The sequence below is a fragment of the Burkholderia sp. Bp8986 genome (assembly GCF_003854225.1).
Lineage (GTDB): Bacteria > Pseudomonadota > Gammaproteobacteria > Burkholderiales > Burkholderiaceae > Burkholderia.
Genome location: NZ_QTQM01000041.1, coordinates 39,432 through 61,541, shown reverse-complemented (window position 1 = coordinate 61,541; position 22,110 = coordinate 39,432). Strand labels below are relative to the sequence as shown.

Annotated in this window: 16 protein-coding genes and 2 pseudogenes; 6 read left to right on the top strand and 12 right to left on the bottom strand. The window is 56.8% G+C overall.

The features are described 5' to 3' along the window. Positions 1-91: 91 nt before the first annotated feature. The 5 genes from galU (at position 92) to DID99_RS28470 (ending at position 5,944) form a co-directional block, all read left to right on the top strand. Positions 92-976: a UTP--glucose-1-phosphate uridylyltransferase GalU gene (gene galU / locus DID99_RS28490; protein ID WP_124489822.1), complete on the top strand. Its 885-nt coding sequence runs from the start codon at positions 92-94 to the stop codon at positions 974-976. A gap of 98 nt (positions 977-1,074) precedes the next feature. Further along, positions 1,075-1,656 (top strand): phosphatase PAP2 family protein, encoded by a 582-nt coding sequence (locus tag DID99_RS28485; RefSeq protein WP_124667998.1) that lies wholly within the window; start codon positions 1,075-1,077, stop codon positions 1,654-1,656. Positions 1,657-1,832: 176 nt separating this feature from the next. Next, on the top strand, positions 1,833-3,098 hold the full coding sequence (locus DID99_RS28480) for a glycosyltransferase WbuB (RefSeq protein ID WP_124667997.1): 1,266 nt from the start codon (positions 1,833-1,835) through the stop codon (positions 3,096-3,098). Between the two features lie 31 nt (positions 3,099-3,129). Beyond that, the gene (locus DID99_RS28475) at positions 3,130-4,539 is read left to right on the top strand and encodes a UDP-glucose/GDP-mannose dehydrogenase family protein (RefSeq protein WP_124667996.1); all 1,410 of its coding nucleotides are present in this window, start codon (positions 3,130-3,132) and stop codon (positions 4,537-4,539) included. A gap of 256 nt (positions 4,540-4,795) precedes the next feature. Continuing rightward, positions 4,796-5,944 carry a glycosyltransferase family 4 protein gene (locus DID99_RS28470; protein WP_124667995.1) on the top strand — a complete coding sequence of 383 codons (1,149 nt, stop codon included), beginning with the start codon at positions 4,796-4,798 and terminating at the stop codon, positions 5,942-5,944. A gap of 116 nt (positions 5,945-6,060) precedes the next feature. Here DID99_RS28470 and DID99_RS28465 read toward each other — a convergent pair. The 5 genes and pseudogenes from DID99_RS28465 to DID99_RS37435 form a co-directional block, all read right to left on the bottom strand. Further along, a pseudogene (locus tag DID99_RS28465) lies at positions 6,061-6,945 on the bottom strand (transposase). Positions 6,946-7,065: 120 nt separating this feature from the next. Continuing rightward, the gene (locus DID99_RS28460) at positions 7,066-8,427 is read right to left on the bottom strand and encodes an O-antigen ligase (RefSeq protein WP_124667994.1); all 1,362 of its coding nucleotides are present in this window, start codon (positions 8,425-8,427) and stop codon (positions 7,066-7,068) included. 27 nt (positions 8,428-8,454) lie between these two features. Continuing rightward, positions 8,455-9,936, bottom strand: a complete 1,482-nt coding sequence (locus DID99_RS28455; RefSeq protein WP_124667993.1) for a hypothetical protein — start codon at positions 9,934-9,936, stop codon at positions 8,455-8,457. Positions 9,937-10,819: 883 nt separating this feature from the next. Then, positions 10,820-11,965, bottom strand: coding sequence for an acyltransferase (locus tag DID99_RS28450; protein ID WP_260444721.1), 1,146 nt, complete (start codon positions 11,963-11,965; stop codon positions 10,820-10,822). A 351-nt stretch (positions 11,966-12,316) separates the two neighbouring features. Beyond that, a complete protein-coding gene (locus DID99_RS37435) occupies positions 12,317-12,460 on the bottom strand; it encodes a hypothetical protein (RefSeq protein ID WP_185733831.1) in 144 nt (47 codons plus the stop codon). Between the two features lie 342 nt (positions 12,461-12,802). Here DID99_RS37435 and DID99_RS28445 point away from each other — a divergent pair. Beyond that, a pseudogene (locus tag DID99_RS28445) lies at positions 12,803-13,164 on the top strand (transposase); the annotation flags it as partial. A gap of 1,089 nt (positions 13,165-14,253) precedes the next feature. On the opposite strand, the gene DID99_RS28440 reads toward DID99_RS28445, so the two are convergent. The 7 genes from DID99_RS28440 to DID99_RS28410 all read right to left on the bottom strand — a co-directional run bounded on the left by DID99_RS28440 (position 14,254) and on the right by DID99_RS28410 (position 22,105). After that, positions 14,254-15,474 (bottom strand): glycosyltransferase, encoded by a 1,221-nt coding sequence (locus tag DID99_RS28440; RefSeq protein ID WP_124667992.1) that lies wholly within the window; start codon positions 15,472-15,474, stop codon positions 14,254-14,256. A 79-nt stretch (positions 15,475-15,553) separates the two neighbouring features. Continuing rightward, on the bottom strand, positions 15,554-16,153 hold the full coding sequence (locus tag DID99_RS28435) for a putative colanic acid biosynthesis acetyltransferase (protein WP_124667991.1): 600 nt from the start codon (positions 16,151-16,153) through the stop codon (positions 15,554-15,556). Further along, the gene (locus DID99_RS28430) at positions 16,150-17,307 is read right to left on the bottom strand and encodes a glycosyltransferase (protein ID WP_124667990.1); all 1,158 of its coding nucleotides are present in this window, start codon (positions 17,305-17,307) and stop codon (positions 16,150-16,152) included. Before DID99_RS28430 ends, DID99_RS28435 begins: the two co-directional genes overlap by 4 nt. 26 nt (positions 17,308-17,333) lie before the next feature. Then, positions 17,334-18,584 carry a hypothetical protein gene (locus DID99_RS28425; RefSeq protein WP_124667989.1) on the bottom strand — a complete coding sequence of 417 codons (1,251 nt, stop codon included), beginning with the start codon at positions 18,582-18,584 and terminating at the stop codon, positions 17,334-17,336. 9 nt (positions 18,585-18,593) lie between these two features. Continuing rightward, positions 18,594-19,721, bottom strand: a complete 1,128-nt coding sequence (locus tag DID99_RS28420; RefSeq protein ID WP_124667988.1) for a glycosyltransferase family 4 protein — start codon at positions 19,719-19,721, stop codon at positions 18,594-18,596. 12 nt (positions 19,722-19,733) lie between these two features. Further along, on the bottom strand, positions 19,734-21,131 hold the full coding sequence (locus DID99_RS28415) for an oligosaccharide flippase family protein (protein WP_257775641.1): 1,398 nt from the start codon (positions 21,129-21,131) through the stop codon (positions 19,734-19,736). A gap of 23 nt (positions 21,132-21,154) precedes the next feature. Next, positions 21,155-22,105 carry a GDP-L-fucose synthase gene (locus DID99_RS28410; protein WP_124667987.1) on the bottom strand — a complete coding sequence of 317 codons (951 nt, stop codon included), beginning with the start codon at positions 22,103-22,105 and terminating at the stop codon, positions 21,155-21,157. Positions 22,106-22,110: the final 5 nt, after the last annotated feature.

Sequence of the window (22,110 nt, the reverse complement as noted above, 5' to 3'; positions counted from 1 at the left end):
TGTGCGACTTCGAATCTCTTGTTGCGTCCGGACACCGACATCGCACCTCGACGTTGTCTGCTCTTCATTCCGAACTCATGGAATTACCACTATGTTGAAAGTGACGAAAGCCGTCTTTCCGGTCGCCGGCCTGGGCACGCGGTTCCTGCCGGCCACCAAGGCCAGTCCCAAGGAAATGCTGCCGGTCGTGGACAAACCATTGATCCAGTATGCGGTCGAGGAAGCGATCGAAGCGGGCATCACGGAGATGATCTTCGTGACCGGCCGCAGCAAGCGCGCGATCGAAGATCATTTCGACAAGTCGTACGAGATCGAGGCGGAGCTCGAGGCACGCGGCAAGGACAAGCTGCTGTCGCTGGTGCGCAGCATCAAGCCGAGCCATGTCGACTGCTTTTACGTGCGCCAGGCCGAAGCGCTCGGGCTCGGTCATGCCGTGCTGTGCGCGGAGAAGCTCGTCGGCGACAATCCGTTCGCGGTGATCCTCGCCGACGATTTGCTCGATGCCCCGAAGCCGGTGTTACGCCAGATGATCGACGTCTTCGATCACTATCACGCGTCGGTCATCGGGGTCGAGGAAATCGCTCCTGAAGATTCGAAATCCTATGGCGTGATCGACGGCAAGCGCTGGGAAGACGATCTCTTCAAGCTGTCCGGCATCGTCGAGAAGCCCGAACCGGCGAATGCGCCGTCGAACTTCGGCGTGGTCGGCCGTTACGTGTTAAAACCGAAGATCTTCGAGCATCTCCGCGGGCTCAAACCCGGCGCGGGCGGCGAATTGCAATTGACCGACGCGATCCAGTCGCTACTCACCGATGAACAGGTGCTCGCGTACCGCTACGACGGCACGCGCTTCGATTGCGGCAGCAAGCTCGGGTACCTGAAGGCGACGATCGAGTTCGCGCTGCGGCATCCGGAGGTTGCGGCGGACTTCGAGCGGTATTTGCTTGCGCGGATGTCGGAACAGCTGGTCGTCTGATGCCGATCGTGCGCCGCGGTGACGCGCGGCGCATCGCGTTGCCGGCTTTTCATCCCACGAGCGATCGATAACTCCGTTTCGTCCAGCGAGGACCGGACATGTGGCTCGCTATCGGCAACCTCGGTGACGCGGCGCTGACGCTGCCGCTTGCCGCCATCTGTTTCGTGTGGCTCACTCGTTCGATGTATGGCTGGCGCATTGCGTTGTCGTGGGTCGTGCTGCTTGCCGTCGCGATGCTCGCCGTCGGACTGACGAAAGTTCTCTATGCCGGATGCGGGTTGCAGATCCGCTCGATGAACTTCCGCATGATCAGCGGGCATACGATGCTTGCCGCGACTGTCTGGCCGATGGCGTGCCTGCTGATGTTGCACGACGGGTGGAACGTTCGCCCTGGCCCGGCGCTGTTGCCGGGGCTCGTGCTCGCCGCGACGATCGGCGTTGCACGCGTACGCGACGATGCACATAGCGCGTCCGAGGTGATCGCGGGGTGGATGCTCGGCGCGCTCGTTACCGTCGTGTTGCTGAAACGATGGACGGACGCACCGATCCTGCCGCCGGCCATGCGTCCGCTCGCCGTGGCTTCGACGCTTGCCGTGTCCGCCCTCGCCTACGGATATCACGCACCGATTCAGGCGGCGATCGAGATGTATTCGCCGCTGGTTTGCACGCGTCTTTTCTGACGACTGTCTGCCGCATCGGGTAACGCTGCCCGCAGCGTGCAATCTCGCCCACGATTCGCACGGCCGCCGCAGACGATTGGCGGCACCGATCAACATTCTGTCGGACTCGCACGATAAGCATTACCGACAATGCGCTTATAACGCACCGCACCATTTTTATCTTTCGCTGGGAGCCGATGAAGATCCTCGTATACGGCATCAACTACGCGCCCGAGCTGACCGGCATCGGCAAGTACACCGCCGAAATGGCGGAAACGCTCGTCGAAAAAGGCCATACCGTGCGCGTCGTGTGTGCACCGCCGTACTACCCCGAATGGCGGGTCGCCAGCGGCTACTCGGCGCTGAGCTACTCGACCGAACGCCGCAGCGGCGTCGCGCTTTGGCGCGCACCGTTGTGGGTTCCGTCGCGACCGAGCGGTGCGCGCCGCATCGCGCATCTCGCGAGCTTCGCGCTTTCGAGCTTCCCCGTCATGCTGCGGCATGCGTTCTGGCGGCCCGACGTCGTCGTGTGCATCGCGCCGAGCCTGCTGAACGCGCCAGCCGGCTGGCTCGTCGCACGGTTGACCGGCGCCCACGCGTGGATCCATATCCAGGATTACGAGGTCGATGCGGCGTTCAGCCTCGGAATGCTCAAGGGATCTCTGCTGAAGCGCGCCGTGCTTGCCATCGAGCGTACGCTGCTGAAGCGCTTCGATACCGTGTCGACGATCTCCGGGAAGATGGTCGAGCACGCGCTGCGCAAGGGGATTCATTCGAGCAAGCTCGTGCATTTCTCGAACTGGGCCGACACCCACTCGATCTATCCGCTCAAACGGCCGAGCGAGCTGCGAACGGCGTTGTACATCTCTCCCGCCGCGACGGTGGTGCTCTATTCCGGCAACATGGGTGCCAAGCAAGGGCTGGATATTCTCGCCGACGCGGCTCAACGACTCGTATCGCGCGACAATCTGGTGTTCGTCTTCTGCGGCAACGGGCCCGCGCGCGCCGAGCTACTCATGCGCTGCGGCGGCCTCAGGAACTGCCGCTTCATCGAGCTGCAGCCTATCGGCCGGCTCAACGAGCTACTGAACCTGGCCGACATTCACGTCCTCCCGCAACGCGCCGACGCTGCCGACCTCGTCATGCCGTCGAAGCTGACCGGGATGTTCGCGAGCGGACGGCCCGTGATCGCGATGGCGAGCCCGGGAACCGAGCTGCATGACGTGGTCGCACCGCGCGGGATCGTCGTGCCGCCGGGCGATCCCGAAACGCTTGCATCGAGTATCGACGCGCTCGCCGCCAATGCGGCCGAGCGCACCCGCCTGGGACAGGCCGGGCGCAGATTCGCCGAGGCCGTCCTGTCGCGTGACGCGGTGTTGAGCGATTTCGACACCAGGTTGCGCGCATTGCGTCCCGAGCCGTCCAATGCCGACGTGTCAGGCGCACGGCATCCGGATTTTTGAACCCGCAATCGATTCCTCTCCATACGGCAACATGAAAATCACCATCATCGGTACCGGTTACGTAGGCCTCGTGACGGGCGCATGCCTTGCCGAAATCGGCAACGACGTGTTTTGCGTCGACGTCGATCAACGCAAGATCGATATCCTGAACGACGGCGGCGTACCGATTCACGAACCCGGCTTGAAAGAGCTGATCGACCGCAATCGTGCGAGCCGCCGGCTGCAGTTCTCGACCGACATCGAGGCCAGCGTCGCGCACGGCGACATCCAGTTCATCGCGGTCGGCACGCCGCCCGACGAGGATGGCTCCGCCGATCTGCAGTACGTGCTCGCCGCCGCGCGCAATATCGGACGGTATATGAGCGGGCCGAAGGTGGTGGTCGACAAGTCGACCGTTCCGGTCGGCACCGCGCTGCACGTGCACGATGCGATCGCAACCGAGCTGACCCGCCGCGGCCTGCGCCACGAATTCTCGGTCGTGTCGAATCCGGAGTTCCTGAAGGAAGGCGCGGCCGTCGACGATTTCATGCGGCCCGATCGTATCGTGATCGGCACCGACGCCGACGAGGCCGGCGAGCATGCACGCGAACAGATGAAGCGGCTGTATGCGCCGTTCAACCGCAATCACGAACGTACGCGCTACATGGACGTGCGCTCGGCGGAATTCACCAAGTATGCGGCGAATGCGATGCTGGCGACGCGGATCTCGTTCATGAACGAGCTCGCGAATCTTGCAGATCGCGTCGGCGCGGATATCGAGGCCGTGCGCCGGGGGATTGGTTCGGATCCGCGGATCGGGTATGACTTCCTTTACGCCGGCGTGGGTTACGGTGGTTCGTGTTTTCCGAAGGATGTACGAGCGCTGGTGCAAACCGCTGCCGAGTATGGGCAGTCGCTGCGCATTCTGGAAGCCGTCGAGGCGGTCAACGACGCGCAGAAGAAGGTGCTGCTCGAGAAGATCTCGGAACGCTTCGGGGATGATCTGTCGGGGCTCACGTTCGGGGTGTGGGGACTCGCGTTCAAGCCCAATACCGATGATATGCGGGAAGCGCCGAGCCGTGAGCTGGTGGCCGGGCTTTTGAAGCGCGGTGCCAGCGTGCGTGCTTACGATCCCGTCGCGACGGATGAGGCGCGGCGTGTGTTCGCACTCGACCTGAGTGACGAGCCGGATGCGCATTCGCGGCTCGAGTTCGTAACGACGTCGGAAGAGGCCGCTGCAGGGGCCGATGCGCTCGTGATCGTCACAGAGTGGAAGGTGTTCAAGAGCCCGAATTTTGCAGCGCTCGTCGAGTTGCTCAGCGAGCCGGTGATTTTCGATGGGCGGAATCTTTATGAGCCGGAGACTATGCGGGAGTTGGGGGTCGAGTATTGCAGTATTGGGCGGGCTGGTGTGCGGGGAGTGTCTGAGGCAGTTAGGACGCTGAGCGTGGCAAGGGCGTGAACGTGCAACTTCTTGGCTTGGGGTCTACATCCAGACCTCGAGCCAGCAACTGAAGTGAACTCCGTTCAGAGAACTTAAGAATAGCGGTTTTGGATATAAAGCCGGACACTGTGTGCAGCGCACCATACAGATAACCCACTTGTTCATAAGGTCCTGTTGCCAGCAGGACCGATACAATTAAATTTTTATAAATTCAATGAATAAATCCCCGCCGCCCATTCTAACCTAACAAAAAAATTTTGCGGAGCATCGAATCATGAAGGTTAGTGTAGCAGTTTGCGGTCGCTTCCACTTCCACAACTACATTGAAAATCTAGATAAGTCCGGAATTCTAGATACATTTTACTACTCCCACAAAATACATAATTCCGCGTTCTCGCTGGCGCGCGGCCGCGCTGTCAATGTTTGGGCAAAGGAATATGCCGTCCGAGCACACGCGAAAATGCTAAAGGGACGGTTGAATGACTTGCTCTATCCGGCATATCACGATCTTTGGCAACTTGGAGTACGTCTGAATTGGCGGCCGACTCAAGTGCTACACGTCATGGCGCACGGCACATCGCGACAAGTTGTCAAGACCGCAAAACGTGAAGGCTCTATCATAATCGGCGAGGTTGTCAATACACATCCAATTTATCGTGACAACATTCTCACCATGGAGGAGAACAAGCGAGGGCTTCCACACGTCAACAGAATTAATCGACAGCAAAAGAGATTGATCGAAGAACTAGAAATGTACGATTGCGTACTCGCGCCGTCAGCGATCGTACGAGATTCATTCATTCAGCAAGGGGTATCGGCGAGCAAAATAAAAGTGATCCCATATGCCGCCAATGTGAAAAGATTTCACCCATTAAATCAACGCGAAAACCCGAAAGACCGCTTCGATATATTGTGCGTCGGACAAATCAACTTGCGAAAAGGCCAGCTTTACCTCCTGGAGGCCGTCAAGCAACTCAATAACAAGCGATTTCATGTCACTCTGATCGGAAAAATTGATCCTCAGATCAAATTCTTACTGGAGCCATATCGGCATCTCTTCACGCACATTCCACACGTTGATAACGCACAACTCAACGAGCACTATAATTCGGCCGATCTCTTCGTGCTGCCCTCCCTTGAAGAAGGTTTGGCGGTAGTGCTATGCGAAGCTTTGGCTACAGGACTCCCCATCGTCGCGACACGCGAATCCGGAGCTGCGGAGATCATCGAACATAACCGTAGCGGCAAAATCATTCCGGCCGCTTCCACCACCGAACTGGCCAACGCAATAGACGAGATGGCTAGCGCACCTGAAAGGCTCAGGGAATTTTCTCGTCAGGCAAGCCTCGCCGCCACCGATAATCATAACTGGAACCAATACGTTGAAAAACTGGTCGGCGTTTACTCCGAGTGTCTGGGATAGAAGCAGCAAATTACGATGAGCAAGCCTTCGACGTCAAACTTCTACTAAATCTAAATTTTTGTAGTACTGTCGCGGGAGTTAATGTCAAGAGTGGTGTATGCGCGGCGTGGGCACGATCAGACGGCAAGCGGTTGCTGAACCGGCGCGCTTTCGGTCACCGGCATATCGTCGTCGAAGAGCACGTCCTTCAGAAGCTGCTCGATTCTTTCGGCGCCTTGAATGCGACGCCACGACTGCTCAGCCGACTCGACAAGCTTGAATGCCATGCCCAGGAACGTCGCGCGCGACAAACAATTACTCGCTCGCGTGGTGCGATGACGTAGGGTGGCGAACGTCGATTCGATCGGGTGGCTCATCCTCACATGCTGCCCGTGCTCGGCCGGGAAGTTGCCGTGCGGCTTCACGCCGATGATCGCCAGCAGGCACTGGCCGTTGCTGTCTTCGCTGCGCGCGCCCGTGTGAATGCCACCGGCCCACCAGTAGACCCAGCGCGAGCCTTTCAGGTCGCGTTTGTTCCACCGTTCGAAACTCATCGGCCTATTGCGCTTTCAGTCGAACCACGACGTTCGGCGGCAGGCCCCGAGTCTGCTCGCTCATCAGCACGCTGAGGGCCTCGCTCATGTCGCCCGTAGAGATCTCGCACAAATACAACCACGGTAGTGCCGCCGATACCTACGGCGAGCGACGAACATACGGCGGAACGAGGCTTGAATTGAACTTCACGCGCGAGCCCGAACGTATCTTCGGCACTCGCACTCGCACTCGCACTCGCACTCGCACTCGCACTCGCACTCGCACTCGCACTCGCACTGGCACCGGTGCTGACGGCCGTGATGACTTCGCGCTCGGCCAGAGAGCCATTGCGCCCCAGGCACGCCGGCCCCTTAGCGTCTCCACGTTCTCGTACCGTTCCGACAATACCGCCAATTCCGCCTCGATCGCCAGTGAATGATTTGTCGCGCGCCTTACTGGGGCAGCTCGTCCAGGCCGGGCCCTTCAATTCCGCTCCCGCTGCTTGATTGCCGTTTGCTTCCTGCGTAGGTTTCGCCATGGTGGTGGAGTTTGGTTGCTGGTTTGTTACCCTGAGAAAGCAACATTCTCAGTCAACTGCCACCCCCTTCTCATCTCCCACTGACTACCCGCTGTACACCATTTCCGACATTAACTCGGGGCACCCCTCCGATTGAGCGGAATGACTGGAGCGCTCGCGGAAAGGACAGGCGACTATACGAGGCCAACATGAGTCCAAACGCCAACCCATAAATAAGCCCGCTGTATCGTGGCCCGATCGGATTTCCGCCAATCGTAGAGACAATCATTCCTGCCATGACCATCAAATATCGCCCCAACGAATCGAGGTGCCCTTCGTTCTGTGGAATTCTGTTGATGCGTCTATATTTGAAAGCGCACAAAAAGCATGCCAGCAGAATTGCTACTGGTAATGCTATGCCAAAGACGATGCCGCCGGAGAAAAGCTGATATATCCAAAAATTGTGCCCCGCTTCCCATGAAGCTCTGTTCTTGAGGATGTCTTCAGAGAAAGCGCGCGTCGCTAGAAGGTCGTAAAAGTATGTTTCTGAAAAGTGGAACTCGTGACCGTAGCCCATCCCGAAGACTAAATTCTGCACACCTGACGTGACCTGGTCATACTGATCTTCGATCTCAGCAAGCCGGGATAGCGTCGTCGGGTCTTTCCCATTCGATGTTGTTTCAGAAAAAAAAATCCGTTGCGACCAATGCTCTAAAACAGAGGGCGAAATTATCCAGGTGACTCCACCGACGAAAATCGCTGCAAATATGGTTATAGTAGTTGTGCGTATTAGTAATTTCGATAAATGAGGAAGTGACCGCGAAGCGAGCCAAGTAGAAAAACAAAACAGGACTATGGTCCCCAGTATTAGACTTCGAGTGACGCTCAGCAATTCCACGACAAGCGTGGCAGTGAAGACGACTACATCAATTCGAGTAGCTGACCGCTTTGTGACGATATCGTAAAGAAGAAAGCCTTGTAACCCAAGCAGCACTGGCGAGATGATCTTGAAGCGAGCATCCAAAACTGATCCGGCGGATGTCGCCCCGTACGTGAAGCTTAAAATTAATGACAGCACCATACTTGCGAAAATAACGCGGCGAAAAAGCCTTAGTCTGTCATCGGCCCAAGGGTGGCAGCCAATATAGAATCCGATCATAAACAACAAGAATGAAAGGAGCACGCGCAGATAATTTCCTAGGTCATTGCTTTGGAGTATTTGTGGGACAATACTTCCGGCTACCGTTAGGGTTACGGCGATGGTTGCGAACGACCTCAACGTGGAAGACTTGCGGAAGCGGGGACCGATAAGTGCGAGCAGAAGGCCCGACAACAACGCCGGAACCACAAGTACGATCTGGGCTGCATGTCCACCGCCATCATCACTCTTAAAATCGAACGCTAGCGGAACAATGCAAAACAGCATTAGGATAGGTATGTACTTAATTCGCATTCTGTCCTTTACAGACTTGACGTTAAATCATGGCAGCGCTTCGTAGCGCGTCATGATCCATCCGTTTGCACCTACGGCGCTTCTGCGCCACACGAAACGCATAGAAAACTTGTCGCTCTTCGCGACGAAGATCGTCCTTTGTCCAGATTGAATGGTCAGCGTGTTGTTGCCGTTGACGGCTCCATAAAGCCGCACCTCGTAGTACAAGCCTCCGAACATTTGATTTGCTGTCGACGGTAATTCGAGCGTACGAGGAGCACTAAATTTACTCTCAAATGACACGATATTTGGGTCGCCCAGCGATACAGGAAAATCACGATCTCCAATGTTCTGCGTGGCGCGATCATTCTTGAATTGGTCAATTGTCAACGAATCGCCCGTCGGGGTGGACGCGTTATCGCAAATTTGCCACGAGTGGTTGTCAAGCGTCATGCCGTGAATACGCATTTGACCTTTCGCCCCTCCGATTACAAATATGTTACCGCCAAAATCAGTCGCACCCGCGACCAGCGTGTTCAGGTCGAACGACCCTGTTGGACCACCGACACCGGTGGAAAATATTGTCAGCGGGCCGTCCTGCGGATGCAGAATCATCGCGTTTCCACCGATGTTGAATTGATCGATTTTGATATGTGAACCGGTTGCAACGCTTAGCAGGCATCCTGCCTTTCGATAGATTCCGTTCTCAAGCTTCATTGCGCCGATCGAGCAGACCGAGCCAGCCTGTATCGACATGAGCTGCGCGCCGCGTTGCGCAGCGATAAATTCAATTGTGTCAATAATCCAGTTGTATCCTTTGATATCCTTGAAGACTGGGCCGACCATTTTATGACAGTCAACAAAGAGGCGGCCCCACTTGTTATTAGGTACCGCGTTCTTACAACCAGTCCACTGCATTGCGCCACCGGTAAGTCCACCGGCAAAGACAAGTTCATCCCATTGGCCGCCCCACGGACCACCGACGCCGGTCTTCACGCTTATGGCATAGCAGCCGCGAGAAAATCGCAGGTTCGTCAATGAAAATTCGCAAACCATCTCCGAGAACAATATGGGGTTCGCACTTTCATTGGAAGCCGGCTGTTCATTAACATAGTCGAACTCGATGTTCGATATACGCCAAGAGTGCGTCAACGGCGTGGGGCCAGTGGCGCCAATGTTGAAAATTGGAACGTTATCCGTTTTTTGGATGATTTTCGTCCCGCCAGCGATGTCACCATCGATCGCCCAAGAATAGCCGGCCGGTATGTCTAAAGGAGCAGAAATCAGATAGGTGCGGGATCCCAGTGTGCCACGCTTTTTGTTCGCGACGATGTAGTTGATCCACTGTTGTAATGCGGCGGTGTCGTCAGTTTTTCCGTCTCCACGAGCTTGGAAGCGCGTAGCGCCGAATTCCTCGGAAATCGGTGAGAATTGTTCCGAAGCGACCATTTCAGCACTGTTCGCGCCTGAGGCAGCAAGCCCGGCACCAGCAACCAAGGCCTTAATGGCGAGGCGACGACTTGTTTCCATGGAGTGGCTACTCGGCGACTAACTGGTTGGTAGTAGATCGTACCAAGGCAGACCGGCCAACCTTGATTATTGGCGGATTAGTACTGCAGTCTGTCCTCGTCGGCCAAGATCGTCAGTCTTTGACGGTGGGGCGCCTGCAGTTTGCGCCGAAGACGGCGGGTTGGGTTACCGCCCATCAACCACAGCTACGGTTAGAGAGGTTTCAGGCCGCTCCTGCAGCAGTTGCCACTCGGGTTAGCCGGCGTCGCACAAACTCGGTTCGCAGAGAATTGAGGGGCGGTCCAGCCAAGTTGTAATGGTGTGCGAAATCGCATAGGTCGCTGCCAGTACTGGAAGGGTGCCAACCCCGTACAAGGTGGCCGTGCTGGTTGATGTAAGTCACGTAGGGCAATCTGGTTTCCGAATACTTCTTGGACCACATCTCGGAGACCCAATATACATTGAGCGAAAAGAACATATATACGTAAGCCACGCTAATGTTTGCACTCGCGAAGTGCGAAGCCAGGACGGTTGTCGCCAATAGAAGTCAGAACGCTCCTGGTCTCACCGCAGAGTTCTCCCGTAAATAGTTTTCGGAAGATTTTGAGAGCGCCGTCTCACCTAACGTTTGCACCGGTTCTGTTGTCGGGATGGTATTTCATATGGAATGCGATCGAGCGTCATAAAACTGGCTCGATGAGACTAGTCGGTGATGTGTTGGTGCAGGGTGGCCGCGGGAGCTGAAGATTTGGCCAGATTTTACCGCCCACATCATGTGAACTGTCGGCAAAGGTGCTACATGTTTACGCCTACATGGCATATGGTGGATTCTTGAAGTTATCAGGCGCTAATTCGGGAAAGTGCAGTATGCTACTCCGTCCTTCCTGTTTAGGCCTGAGTCTTGTCACGTAAGCTGAGACGATTGGCGAACCGCTATCGCAGGACGGTCTGCAAATCCGCGTCGTATTAGCTTCCGCATCGGCTCCTCGAAGTAGCGGAAGACCAGAATACTCAGGCCAATCGCCATCAAAAGTATGATCCATCCATGGTTTTTATGAACCCCGGCAATCTGAGCATTATGCGCGATCGGCACGTGAATCAAGTAAAGAGAAAAACTTGCTTCACCGAGGAGAACCAGCGAACGACGGTGCAGCATTCCGAGTACCGGGCGCTTGATGAGGGCTAAACCAAGGATGAGTGCTGCGAATAACGGTGACTGTAGGTAATACGCCGGCCTGACGGGCTGGTACGCGGCCAAAAGAGCAATGGTTGCTAAAGACGCGGAAACGAGAATAACTCCGCCGAGATGTGTTGCGGTTCCCTTGCGGTGCGCGTGAATGAAATAGAGTGCGGCGCCAATTCCCATGACGAACTCCGTCAAATGGGTTATTGGAAACTGGGAGATCAGAAATCCTTTTCGACCGATAGGAACGAACTTCCCTATCAGGAATATCCAAATTCCCTGCAATACCCAGAGACCGATGCAGATAAGCGCGACACCCGAAATTCGATTTGCCATCAACTTGCGAAGTAACCATGGGAAAAGCGCATAGAAGAAAGCTTCGCACGAGATACTCCACGCCGGACCATTCCAAGGTTGATTTATGGACGCGAATGGGAGCCATCCTGTCAACACGAGAATTTGCGCGACGAGGCTCGTAAAAACCGTAATATGCGGATTATCCTTGGTGGCGTACCAATTTAGAAGAAAAGCCGCATTGTTAGGGTGCAGGACATATATTGTGACTGGCACGGCAATAATGAGAGACAGTATCAGGACGGGATAGATTCGCGCAAAGCGTGCCACGTAAAAGTGGCGCGCATCACCGTGCCCTATAGATTCGTAATAGGTATAGGTGAGGATAAAACCCGACAGCACGAAAAACAGGGACACCGCCGGCCGGCCGCCATCGACGAATGCGAGAAATCGGTCAGAAAGGCCAAGCAAACCAAGCTGGGTGAAATGCGACAGCAATACAGTAAGTGCGGCAAAGAAGCGGATGCTTGTGAGGGCCGGTAGCGCACCTCCCGGATGTGCTTGTGTACTCACGTGTCTGATTCCTGTAGTCCGTTGCGGTGGCGTGCGCTCCCTAACGCTCGGCTTTTCTGGGCGAATTTGGCGCACGATGCGGCTGAGTGTCAAAGGGTAGCGCTGCCGCCATGTAGTTCTTCGGACATTAGCTAGGCGTCATCCGCTGCGTAACGTCGAGGTCTTCTCATTTCCGGCAAGGGGCCTGATTTCTGGCCCATTTTGGCTTCACGAACGCTGCGCTTCGTCTTCGCCACCACCGACATGGGCAACCCATTTCCGGCTTCCCCGGCGGCGCTTCCTTAACATCGTCCGACCAGGGGTAACAGAAGGAGGCACGGGATCATCTCGCCCCTCGGCTCGCCATATCCTTCAGCAGCCGCAGCAGCGTGTGTAGCGCCACGAGGTGCTTCCGCCGCTTTCCTCATTCCACACTTTTTGGACAATCCGCCGGTACACCTCGGCCTCGGCGACGTTCTTCCGCGCGCGACTGATCTCGACGATCAGTGCGCGCACGTCATGTCCCTCCGGGTAGCGGCGCCATAGGTCGCGCAACTCACCGAGTGATGGTGAGGTGAGTTCGGGGAGTTGCTTCGAAGACATAATGCACAACAATTGTCGGATAGCGACGACGCGTTGCGCCGCCGCCCCCAAGAACCGTACGTGCGAGTTTTCCCCCCGCATACGGCTCAAGCCTCTATAAGGCCAGGTGTTAAACCAACCCGGCGGCACAACGTACCGACCGGCATGTGTACCATGCTTCGTGGAGCAGCCCCCTGAAACGCCGGACACAGTCACCCACTTTCAATAACGGTTAGGCATAAGACTGTGTTTTTGACTAACACCAGGCAGGAAGTGATGGAAGTGTTGACGGGCCCAGAGCGCCGGCGGCGCTGGACGGCGGAGCAGAAGCTGGCGATGGTTCGCGAGAGTTTCGAGCCGGGGAAATCGGTTTCGATGGCCGCGCGCCAGCACGGCGTGAATCCGAACCAACTGTTCCACTGGCGCGAGCTGTACCAGGACGGGAGCCTGTCAGCGGTCAAGGCCGGCGAGGAAGTGGTTCCCGCCTCAGAACTGGCCGACGCGCTCAAGCAGATTCGTGAGCTGCAACGGATGCTCGGCAAGAAGACCATGGAGAACGAGATTCTCCGCGAAGCAGTCGAGTACGGCCGGGCAAAAATGTATGGTCCGCCCCGGCTTTGCAAGCGGGCGGAGCGCCGAGATGTGAATAAGACGATGGACTAACCGTTGCACTTGACTCTTGAGACGGGCCCTGTAGCACTAAGCCACACTGCCGATCACTTGATTCATTCACCAAGGCGAGCGGTATACGCCGCTTCTTCCAATCGTACCGTGGTCGCCGCCAGCCGAACCAGAGTACGAAGCACGATACGATATTGAGGCCGCCGTATTTTTCCGCGCCAAGCCCTTTCCCTGATTACTTTGTCCGGCGTAGTTAGCAACACGCGTGGCGGATTCTGGCGAGAGCAATCGCTCCACCGGCGTTCGGCTGTAACCTTCCGACGAGTCAGCGAATTGCTTTCCACCAAGCTCCTCACCGAGATTCGCGCTATACCGCTCGTCGTAATCTTTCGGTGCACCGAGCAACGGGTTTGCGGGGGCCCGGGAGGTACTTATTGAGTTCCGTGCCTGGCCGCTGCTCGCCGAAGCTTTGCCATTATTGCGGCCAAGAACACCTGTTGGCCTACCATCAATTCCGTGTGCAGCTCCCAACTGCGGAGATGTCAATGTCCCCGCAGGCATTGCAACATTACTCCATTGGCGTCGCGTTTGCCCTTTATTTGATCCACTTTGTGCGTTTACCGCCGTACCGTTCGCCAAGAAAATTCCAAGCGTTAGGAAAATGCAGGAGATTTTCTTACATATGTGCATATTTTTTCCGCTGCAAGTAAACCGAATTTTCTCTTCCACTCGGAGTGATGATCAGTCTCAGCCCGGTTGCGGGGTTTTCATAAACCGATTGTTTCGATATGTCTGCTTGCGTGAGATGGCAGCCCGTATGAAGCATAACGTACGAGTGTAATGATGCGTAATCTAGCGTGAGGCTAGGGCTTGATCCCTATCGCCGAGTGGCAGCTAGGTATGAACCATGTGACCCACTATTCAGAAGCGTGTCCCATCGCATCCGGTGCAGCGACGCGGCATATTTCTGCATGGTGTCCGATTATGAATGGCGGCGTCCGCCTAAATCTTGGCGGAATCCGTCGCCTGCCTGCTATTTTTCGCAGCGTCCGGTGCATCGGTGGTTTGCGCTCGAATTCGACCTGACCGATAGACGGAAGACGTTCTTAAACAGCCCCGTCTACTACCCACTCCGGCCTCTCCCCTTCCGCAAGCAACCAGCGATACACTGCAGCCATCCGTTCCGCGATGCTGCGCCAGATAAAGCGCTCCGCGACCATCATCCGTCCGAGCTCCCCAATCTCGCTCAGTGTTCTCTCATCCGCCGCGCCGAACTTCACCAGAAACTGCTTGATCTTGTCGACATCCGCCCCGATTCTGAACGCCGCCCCGGCATCAAATCCTTCCGGCAGATTGCATGCGTCCGTCAGTGCGCACGGCACGCCTAGCGACCATGCTTCCAGCGGGACCATTGGCAGACCCTCGCTGAACGACGGCAAGATCAACCCGTGACAGGCCGCATAGGTCTGCTGTTTCGCCCCACCGAATTGCGGCCCGATGAATCGAACCTGGTAATCCGCTCCCCGTGCCTCGACGATCTGATGCAAGTGATCGATATAAGCCTGGTCCCCCCAGCCGCCGACAATCAGCACCAGGCGCGGGTCCAGCGTTCCATCCTGAAACGTCGCTTTCCACGCGAGCAAAAGATTGTCCAAGCCCTTCTTTGGATGCAAGCGCCCGAAATACAACAACAACCGTTTGCCCTCAAGGTTATCGCTCCACCACGACGGCTTCGTTCGCACCTCCGTCTGGGGCATATGCACACCGTTCGGTATGATCGCGATCGGCTGTTCGAACCCAGCTGCGCGAATGCCGCGCGCCTCCTCCAAACTCAGTGCATGAAAGCAAGCAGCGCCCCGTAAATGCGCGCGTTCATAACCGGTCAACGCGATCCACTTCTTGATCTTGGAGCGATTCAGAATCCAGCGATCCAGCATTCCGTGCGGCGAGATCAGGTACGGCTTGCCGTATCTGCGCCGCCACGCAACAACATCCGCCGATGGGTGCATCCAGATGCCGTGCGTATGCACGAGCTCCGCTCCGGAACTCAACAGGGCCTGACGCATCGCGGGAGCAAAACCTATGGATTTCGGTCCCAGAGGCTTCGAGGTAGTCAGCGGAATCGCGCCCCACTCCGCACGATCCTCCAGTGTGTGGTTATCTTCCAAGCCAAAAACATGCGGCGAGATCCCCGCATCGGGCAACTGCAGAACCAACCCCCTAACTGCATCGAACAAGCCGCCGGCATTGCGTGACACTGACGAGGTTACAACGGCAACGTTCGCAACTGGCGCGCGTTCGCCGATTGCTTTGACTGTTAACCCCATACTTTTCACAAGGCACCTTTATATCAACAATTTCGATACGTTCGACCCCAATGCGGAATTCGAATCATCTATCAAGCGATCATTGCGACACCCTGCGCCTGACCGGTCGACAAGGGGTTCCGACGCAAATCATCCCTTCGTCCATATCCGAAAACACCGAGCTTCGTGCGCCAACGATAGCGCCGCGGCCGACAGTCACACCTGGGGCGACGAATACATCCGAGGCTATCCACACCTGTTCCTCGATGCGGATCGATCGGCTGCGAATTGCGAAGTCAACACGAGTAGGATCGTGATCACCAGCACACAAATACGAGCGCTGCGAGACAACCGCGTGCGCACCGACCTCGATCGGACCCAAGCTGTATAGCACCGCATCGTCCCCGATCCAGCTGTGATCGCCTAGCGTTACTTTCCATGGGTACGTCACCACGGTCGTCGGTCGGACCAGCACGCCCTTCCCGACTCGCGCGCCGAATAACCGCAATAGGAATCGCCGCCAGCCATACATGAATTGCGGTGATGCCCGAAACAGGATCGACTGGCAGATCCACCAGAGTTGAACGATCACCATGCTGCGTCCTCGGAAGCCGCTCGGTACAGCAAAGCGACTCAAATCCTGATAGGTCGATCGATCGCCAAGGCGATCGGAATACTCTGTCTCGGTGTCGTGCGTCATGCTTCGATCACTCTATCAACGATATCCGCCAGTCTCTGGCCCAAACTCGGCGAGTTGAGCTGATGATATTTCGCAAACGCACGCGAAGCCGTGTTGCGAACGATCTCCGGCGGCAAATTCCAGATCTCGGTCAAAGCCGCTGCCAACGCATCCGCCCCGCCGTCCTGAGCATAGAGAAATCCGGTCTCGAAGGGCTCCACATTTTCCGGCTCAGGGCCCATGTGCATCGGCAGCCGGTCATGCACCAGGGGCGGCAGACTGAGGCCGAACATATGTACGACGCTTAAGCCGGCAGCGCCCGGATAGCAGCCAATCCGGCACTTTCTGCTGATCGCGGCGATCTCGCCGTCATCGAAAATCCCTCCGTGCCAGATCACGTGAGCTCTCCCCGCATACTTGTCCTGCAAGCGGGCTCGTTGCTCGCCGTCGCCAACGACATGCAGCACAATACAATGTCCCTCGCTCACGAGCGCTTCCACGGCCTGGATCAGGATTTCTACGTTGCAGCCCTCGCGCAACCTCCCGACGAACAGCACGCCTTGTTCGGTACCAGTCTTCTCCGACGGCGAGACCGTCCGTTCGACCATGAGCGAATTGCTCGCGACGGTAAGCTTCGATGGCGGGCAACCAATGCGCTCGAGTGAACGCTTCGATACCTCCGCGTAGCAGACGTAATGTGAGGAAAGTGCGACCGCGGCGCGATAACAAAGGGTACGCAACAGGCCAGGTTTCTCGTAACGGTAAAGTCCTTGTCCGTGAATCACCATCGGAACGCGCGTCAGGCGACCAACGACCAATGCCAGCCACAACGAAACGTAAGTCACATCGGCGAAGATGAACACAGCTGCCGGCCGCTCGCGCATGATGCGCGGCACGACCCTTGTCTGGATTTTGACGCGCTTGCGAAACACATTGTTGATCGGCGTTTCGACGAACTCTTCGCATTCGGGACGTTCGCGCGAAAACCCTCGCGACTCGACCCCGACGGAACTCGCGAAGACCTTCACGTTGAAGCGTTGTCTGAGCGCCACGATAACCTCAACCCGATATCGGGCAATCAACGGTTGCACGTAATAGACCGTATGCTTCAACGCAAACTGAGTGGCTGTGCCCGCGCCGTTACCACTCCGATTCGATGTTTTGTGGTTCGTCACTGTCCCGTCCAAATGATCAACTCGACTCACGAAACCCAACAATCCACTTCGTCGAAGGTCCAGTTCTGCGATGTAGCAATCGCATTAACGACGTTGCGTCCAAAAGCCCCCGGCGTATGTGCCATCGCGAACGCACGCAGCCGCCCCGATCCGCTCATCGCGGCCACGCTGTCGATAAGGCTTGACCAATTGAAACGCACCTCGCCCGGTCCATCCGTGACAAAATCGTTCCAACGAACGCCTAGCAAGTAGCGCTCTCGATAGTGTTCAATTAGTCCGTAACCTGCCGTCACAACCGGCACGCCAGCCTGCGCCGACTGAATCAACACACCGCTCATTCCACTGAAGTTCTCGTAGCACAACCACGCCACGTCTGCGCAGGCGAAGGCCTGCCCTTCCTCAAGATCCGTCACGAAGCGATCGACAGAAATAACCTGGTGTTTCCGCTCCGGCCGACGCTCAAGATACTCGGCGATCATCCGCTTCGCTTCCGCATTCTGTGCGCCCATCATCAGCACACGGAAATGCGACGGCAGATCTGGTGCGTCAAACAACTTCAACAGCTTCGCAAGCCCTTTGCGAGGGCTAACCGAGCCATACAGCAAGATCACGAAATCGCTGGGCGAGAGGCCGTGAATCAAACGCGCCGCCGATCGTTCTGCGGGTTGCCTGATGAAGGACACGTCGGGAACGTAGCGAACCTTAGCGGAATGGCGCTTCATCGTTCGGCCGACAAATTCGGCTAGCGGCTCGTCGATCGATGTCAGCACGGCAAGATTTGGCGTCTTGAGCGCACGGTCAAAAAAGAACCTGTTAACAATATCCTGCTTGCCGTGCTCGCCGATAATGCCGGACGCCGCATGATGAAACTTTGCAGCCAACAACATCCCGCCGAACGGCGTATCGCCGAATGGTGATCCAAACCAGCCGATCACCTTATCGATGTTGTTGAAGAAAGGCACATATACGAAATCAATCTTCTCGTACCCGGACACGGTTCGATAGCCCGCCTCAAACGCACGAATCCATCGGTACTGCAAGCGGAACAACTCGAACCGACCCGTCCCCGCTGGCGGCACGTCTGGCATCGTTGCGATCTTCAACCGGTCGCCGAATTCAGACAACAGCGCTTTACATGCGTCGTGACGCGTAGCTTCGGTGCTGGTCAGCATAACGACCTTCAGTCCACGGGCAAGCGCCTCAGCCACGATCAAGCGAACGTACAGCACCATACGGTGACCGGTCGCGTCAGGTTCGACAATCATCAATGTCGCCATTCCGTTCCCCTACGCACGTTCTGTCCTGAAGTCATTACGCATCAAGATCTGCTTGAAAAGATCAAAATACCGTTCGGCTACACGTTTAACGGAAAAAGCGCTGAGATCCCGCTTGAACCGCGTCTGATGCGTGATGAATGATTCGATCGCCGCCGCGTAACTCACGCTGTCCGACACTGGAACACATCGGATTCCTTCAAACCCGTTCAGCTTCGCAAACGCATCGATATTCGACGCGACGACCGGAATACTGCTGGCTAGCGCCTCGATCATTGCAACGCTGTGTGCCTCGCGCAGCGAGGGCATCAGGTAGACATCCGCCGCGGACAGAAGCGAAGGCACGTCCGACCGGCTGCCCAGCCACAAGACATGGTGCTCGAGACTCAGTTCGGCGATTGTGTCGACCACTTCCTGGCGATACTCCTCGGTCTCCGTCAAGCCGGCGAACCAAAGCACGACATCGTGGCCAGCGTCCACGAGCCGCTTGAGCGCCAGTACGCTGGACACTTGCCCCTTCACTCGCGCAACGCGACCGACTTGCAACAGAACTATCTGTTTCTCACCCGCCTGCAAGGCACGGCGCAGCCTGTAGCGCTCGGCCGGATTGAAACGAAATCGATCAATCTGCGTACCGTTCGGGATCGTCTCGAGCCGGCCCACGCTACCGAATCGCTTTCTGTAGTTGTCGCGAGCAGTGTCGGTCACGGTTACAACCGCCGCCGCCGCAAAGCGCAACAGATATTCTGAAGTACGCAATCCTGCATTCGAATAGTCGTCGTTCGTCGCAGAGTGCAGCACGCTGACTACCGGAATGGAAGCGCCCGACAATCTCGCCACCGCCCGGGCATACGCGGCCGGGATCACGGAATGCGCGACGACAATGTCCGGCTGGAATTCGCGGTATGCGCGGTTGATCAAGCGCAATCGCTCTAGACGTCCAGACATATGTTGCGGGCTCGTGTACCAGACACCCCGTTGTACAAGCGGATCAATAATTTTCTCGAAATCCGGATCGGCCGGATTTAACGCCGCGATGCCCGTGACTGCGCCATGCCCGGCGTGTGCGTCCGCCAAGCTGCACGCAAGGACTTCCGCGCCTGAATGCCGTGGCGTCAAAACAATATGGAGAATTCGCATGGCCGAGTCTCCTCAAGCAGACAACGAAAAGCCCGCCCGCAATTTCTGCAGGGGCAAAACGATTGCAGCAGCGCTCAAGAATCCGATCGGTACCACGTGGTACGGGATCTCCGACAACAGATATCCGAGCAATATAATCAACCCTGAAATCGGTACTCCGATGGTAGCGAGCGGCCACAACTCCCGTAATTCGCCACGCGCGTCGGTAATCATTTCCCGAAGCATGATCAAGCAGCAGACAAAAACCGAAATAGCAGACGCAAGTGCGACACCAATCGCACCAAGCAAAGGTACTGCAATAGCAGATAGACCTAGCAACACGACCAGTTGTATCGATGTGGCAACCGTGACCCGACTCGGCCGCCCCGTTCCACGAAGATATGCGTTGAGCAGACCGACGAGCACGCCCACCGCCATCAAATAGACAAAGATCCGGAAAAATGGCACGGCGCCGCTCCACTGGCTGCCGAGAGTCAAACTGACGATGTCCGGCGCCGCCACGCAAAGGAATGTCGCAAGCACCAAGCCGATCGCGCCCAGATGGCTAAACAGGGCCAATGCATACCTTACCGCATGCTCTTTATCTCTCCGGGCCAATTCGGCAAAGTTCGGAAACAGGTACTGGTTAAGTGCAATACCGAAATCGGCCACGCCAAATTGGGCAAGGCGACTCGCCGTCTGGTATAGACCCAGAGTCTGTACGCCAAAGGTCTTGACCGTGATAAGCCGATCAAGTTGGTTGACGACCATCGTCAACAAGCTGCTCGCCCAGACCCAGCGGCCAAACCCCATGACCTCACCAAGCGGCGCCGTGTCGAAGTTCAGACGCGGTCGTGTGGAAAACACGACGTGCGACGCGATAGCCTTCAGTAACTCGGCCAGCGGAAGCGCCGCAAGCACCCATACCACGTCGTGATAGGCGAATGCCGCAACACAGGACATCACGAAGTCAACGACGACGAATGTCGTCGTCAACAGCGCGACCGTGCGAAACCGTCTTTCGCGTTGGGCGATCGCAACGCGCATGCTTGCCATGCATCGCGCAAACGGCACCAGCGCGACAAGTTGCAACAGCGTCGTGCTCTCCGGAATGCTCATCAGGCGCGCGATCGGCGCCGAAGTCACGAACAACACGACTGAGAGGATCGTGCCCCGCACTGCATTTGCCGTCCACAATGCATCCAGGCTGCGCTGATCCAGCAACTCACGTTGCTGGATCAGCGCATGACTCAATCCCATTTCGGTGAGAGATTCCGCAATCGACAGAGCCATCAGGGCCGCGGCAATCAGACCGATCGACTCCGGCCCCAACAAGCGTGCCAAAAGAAAGAACTTGAACGCCACCAGTAGGCGCGACACACCTTGTTGCGCGAACACCCAGGTCGCGCTGCTCTCGTCAAATCGCATCATCGTGGTTTGCCGTCTCTACCCGCTTAAACCCGCTCAGTCATCCGCGCTTCGGGACGCTGGAGAAAATCGCGGTAGGTCAAAGCCAGTCCTTCGTCGAGACCAATCTTCGCAGTCCATCCCAGTTCGGCCAGCTTGCTGACGTCGAGCAGCTTCTGCGGCGTGCCATCTGGCTTCGTCACGTCGAATTCGATTCGACCGTCGAATCCCACTGCTCTCATAGCGGCGCGCGCCAATTCCTCGATCGTGACATCCGTTCCACATCCCACGTTGTATAGACTCGAATCGATGTCCCTCTCCAAAGCAAAGACTGTCGCGTCAGCCATATCATCGACGTGCAGGAATTCGCGGCGCGCGCGACCGGTTCCCCACACCTGGAGATTGTCCTTCCCTTCGAGATTCGCCTGGTGCGCCTTGCGCAGCAATGCGGGCAACACGTGGCTATTATTCAGGTCATAGTTGTCGTTCTGGCCGTACAGGTTTGTGGGCATCAGCGACACGTATTTCGTTCCGTATTGCCGGTTGTACGACTCGCAAAGCTTGATGCCGGCAATCTTTGCGATTGCGTACGGCTCGTTCGTCTTTTCCAGCGGCCCGGTCAGCAAATACTCTTCCTTGATCGGCTGCGGACATTCCCGCGGATAGATGCACGATGACCCGAGGAATACCAAGCGCTGAATCCCGGCCCGATAGGCGGCGTGAATCACGTTGGCCTCGATCATCACGTTAAGGTATAGAAAATCGGCCGGATACGTGTCGTTCGCCAGAATTCCGCCCACCTTGGCCGCCGCAAGCACCACGACATCGATCGCACCGTCGCGGAAGAAGGCTTCCACGGCGGCCTGATCGGTCAAGTCGAGTTCGGAACGACGACGCGTCACCACGTTGCGATAGCCTTTCGCCTCAAGGTTGCGCACGATGGCCGAGCCGACCATGCCCCTGTGCCCGGCCACAAAGATTCGAGTGTCCTTGTCCATGACGC

Bases quoted from the DNA above. Each gene is read 5' to 3' on its own strand.
- galU (WP_124489822.1), top strand. From the start codon at position 92: ATGTTGAAAGTGACGAAAGCCGTCTTTCCGGTCGCCGGCCTGGGCACG.
- DID99_RS28485 (WP_124667998.1), top strand. From the start codon at position 1,075: ATGTGGCTCGCTATCGGCAACCTCGGTGACGCGGCGCTGACGCTGCCG.
- DID99_RS28480 (WP_124667997.1), top strand. From the start codon at position 1,833: ATGAAGATCCTCGTATACGGCATCAACTACGCGCCCGAGCTGACCGGC.
- DID99_RS28475 (WP_124667996.1), top strand. From the start codon at position 3,130: ATGAAAATCACCATCATCGGTACCGGTTACGTAGGCCTCGTGACGGGC.
- DID99_RS28470 (WP_124667995.1), top strand. From the start codon at position 4,796: ATGAAGGTTAGTGTAGCAGTTTGCGGTCGCTTCCACTTCCACAACTAC.
- DID99_RS28460 (WP_124667994.1), bottom strand. From the start codon at position 8,427: ATGCGAATTAAGTACATACCTATCCTAATGCTGTTTTGCATTGTTCCG.
- DID99_RS28455 (WP_124667993.1), bottom strand. From the start codon at position 9,936: ATGGAAACAAGTCGTCGCCTCGCCATTAAGGCCTTGGTTGCTGGTGCC.
- DID99_RS28440 (WP_124667992.1), bottom strand. From the start codon at position 15,474: ATGGGGTTAACAGTCAAAGCAATCGGCGAACGCGCGCCAGTTGCGAAC.
- DID99_RS28435 (WP_124667991.1), bottom strand. From the start codon at position 16,153: ATGACGCACGACACCGAGACAGAGTATTCCGATCGCCTTGGCGATCGA.
- DID99_RS28425 (WP_124667989.1), bottom strand. From the start codon at position 18,584: ATGGCGACATTGATGATTGTCGAACCTGACGCGACCGGTCACCGTATG.
- DID99_RS28420 (WP_124667988.1), bottom strand. From the start codon at position 19,721: ATGCGAATTCTCCATATTGTTTTGACGCCACGGCATTCAGGCGCGGAA.
- DID99_RS28415 (WP_257775641.1), bottom strand. From the start codon at position 21,131: ATGATGCGATTTGACGAGAGCAGCGCGACCTGGGTGTTCGCGCAACAA.
- DID99_RS28410 (WP_124667987.1), bottom strand. From the start codon at position 22,105: ATGGACAAGGACACTCGAATCTTTGTGGCCGGGCACAGGGGCATGGTC.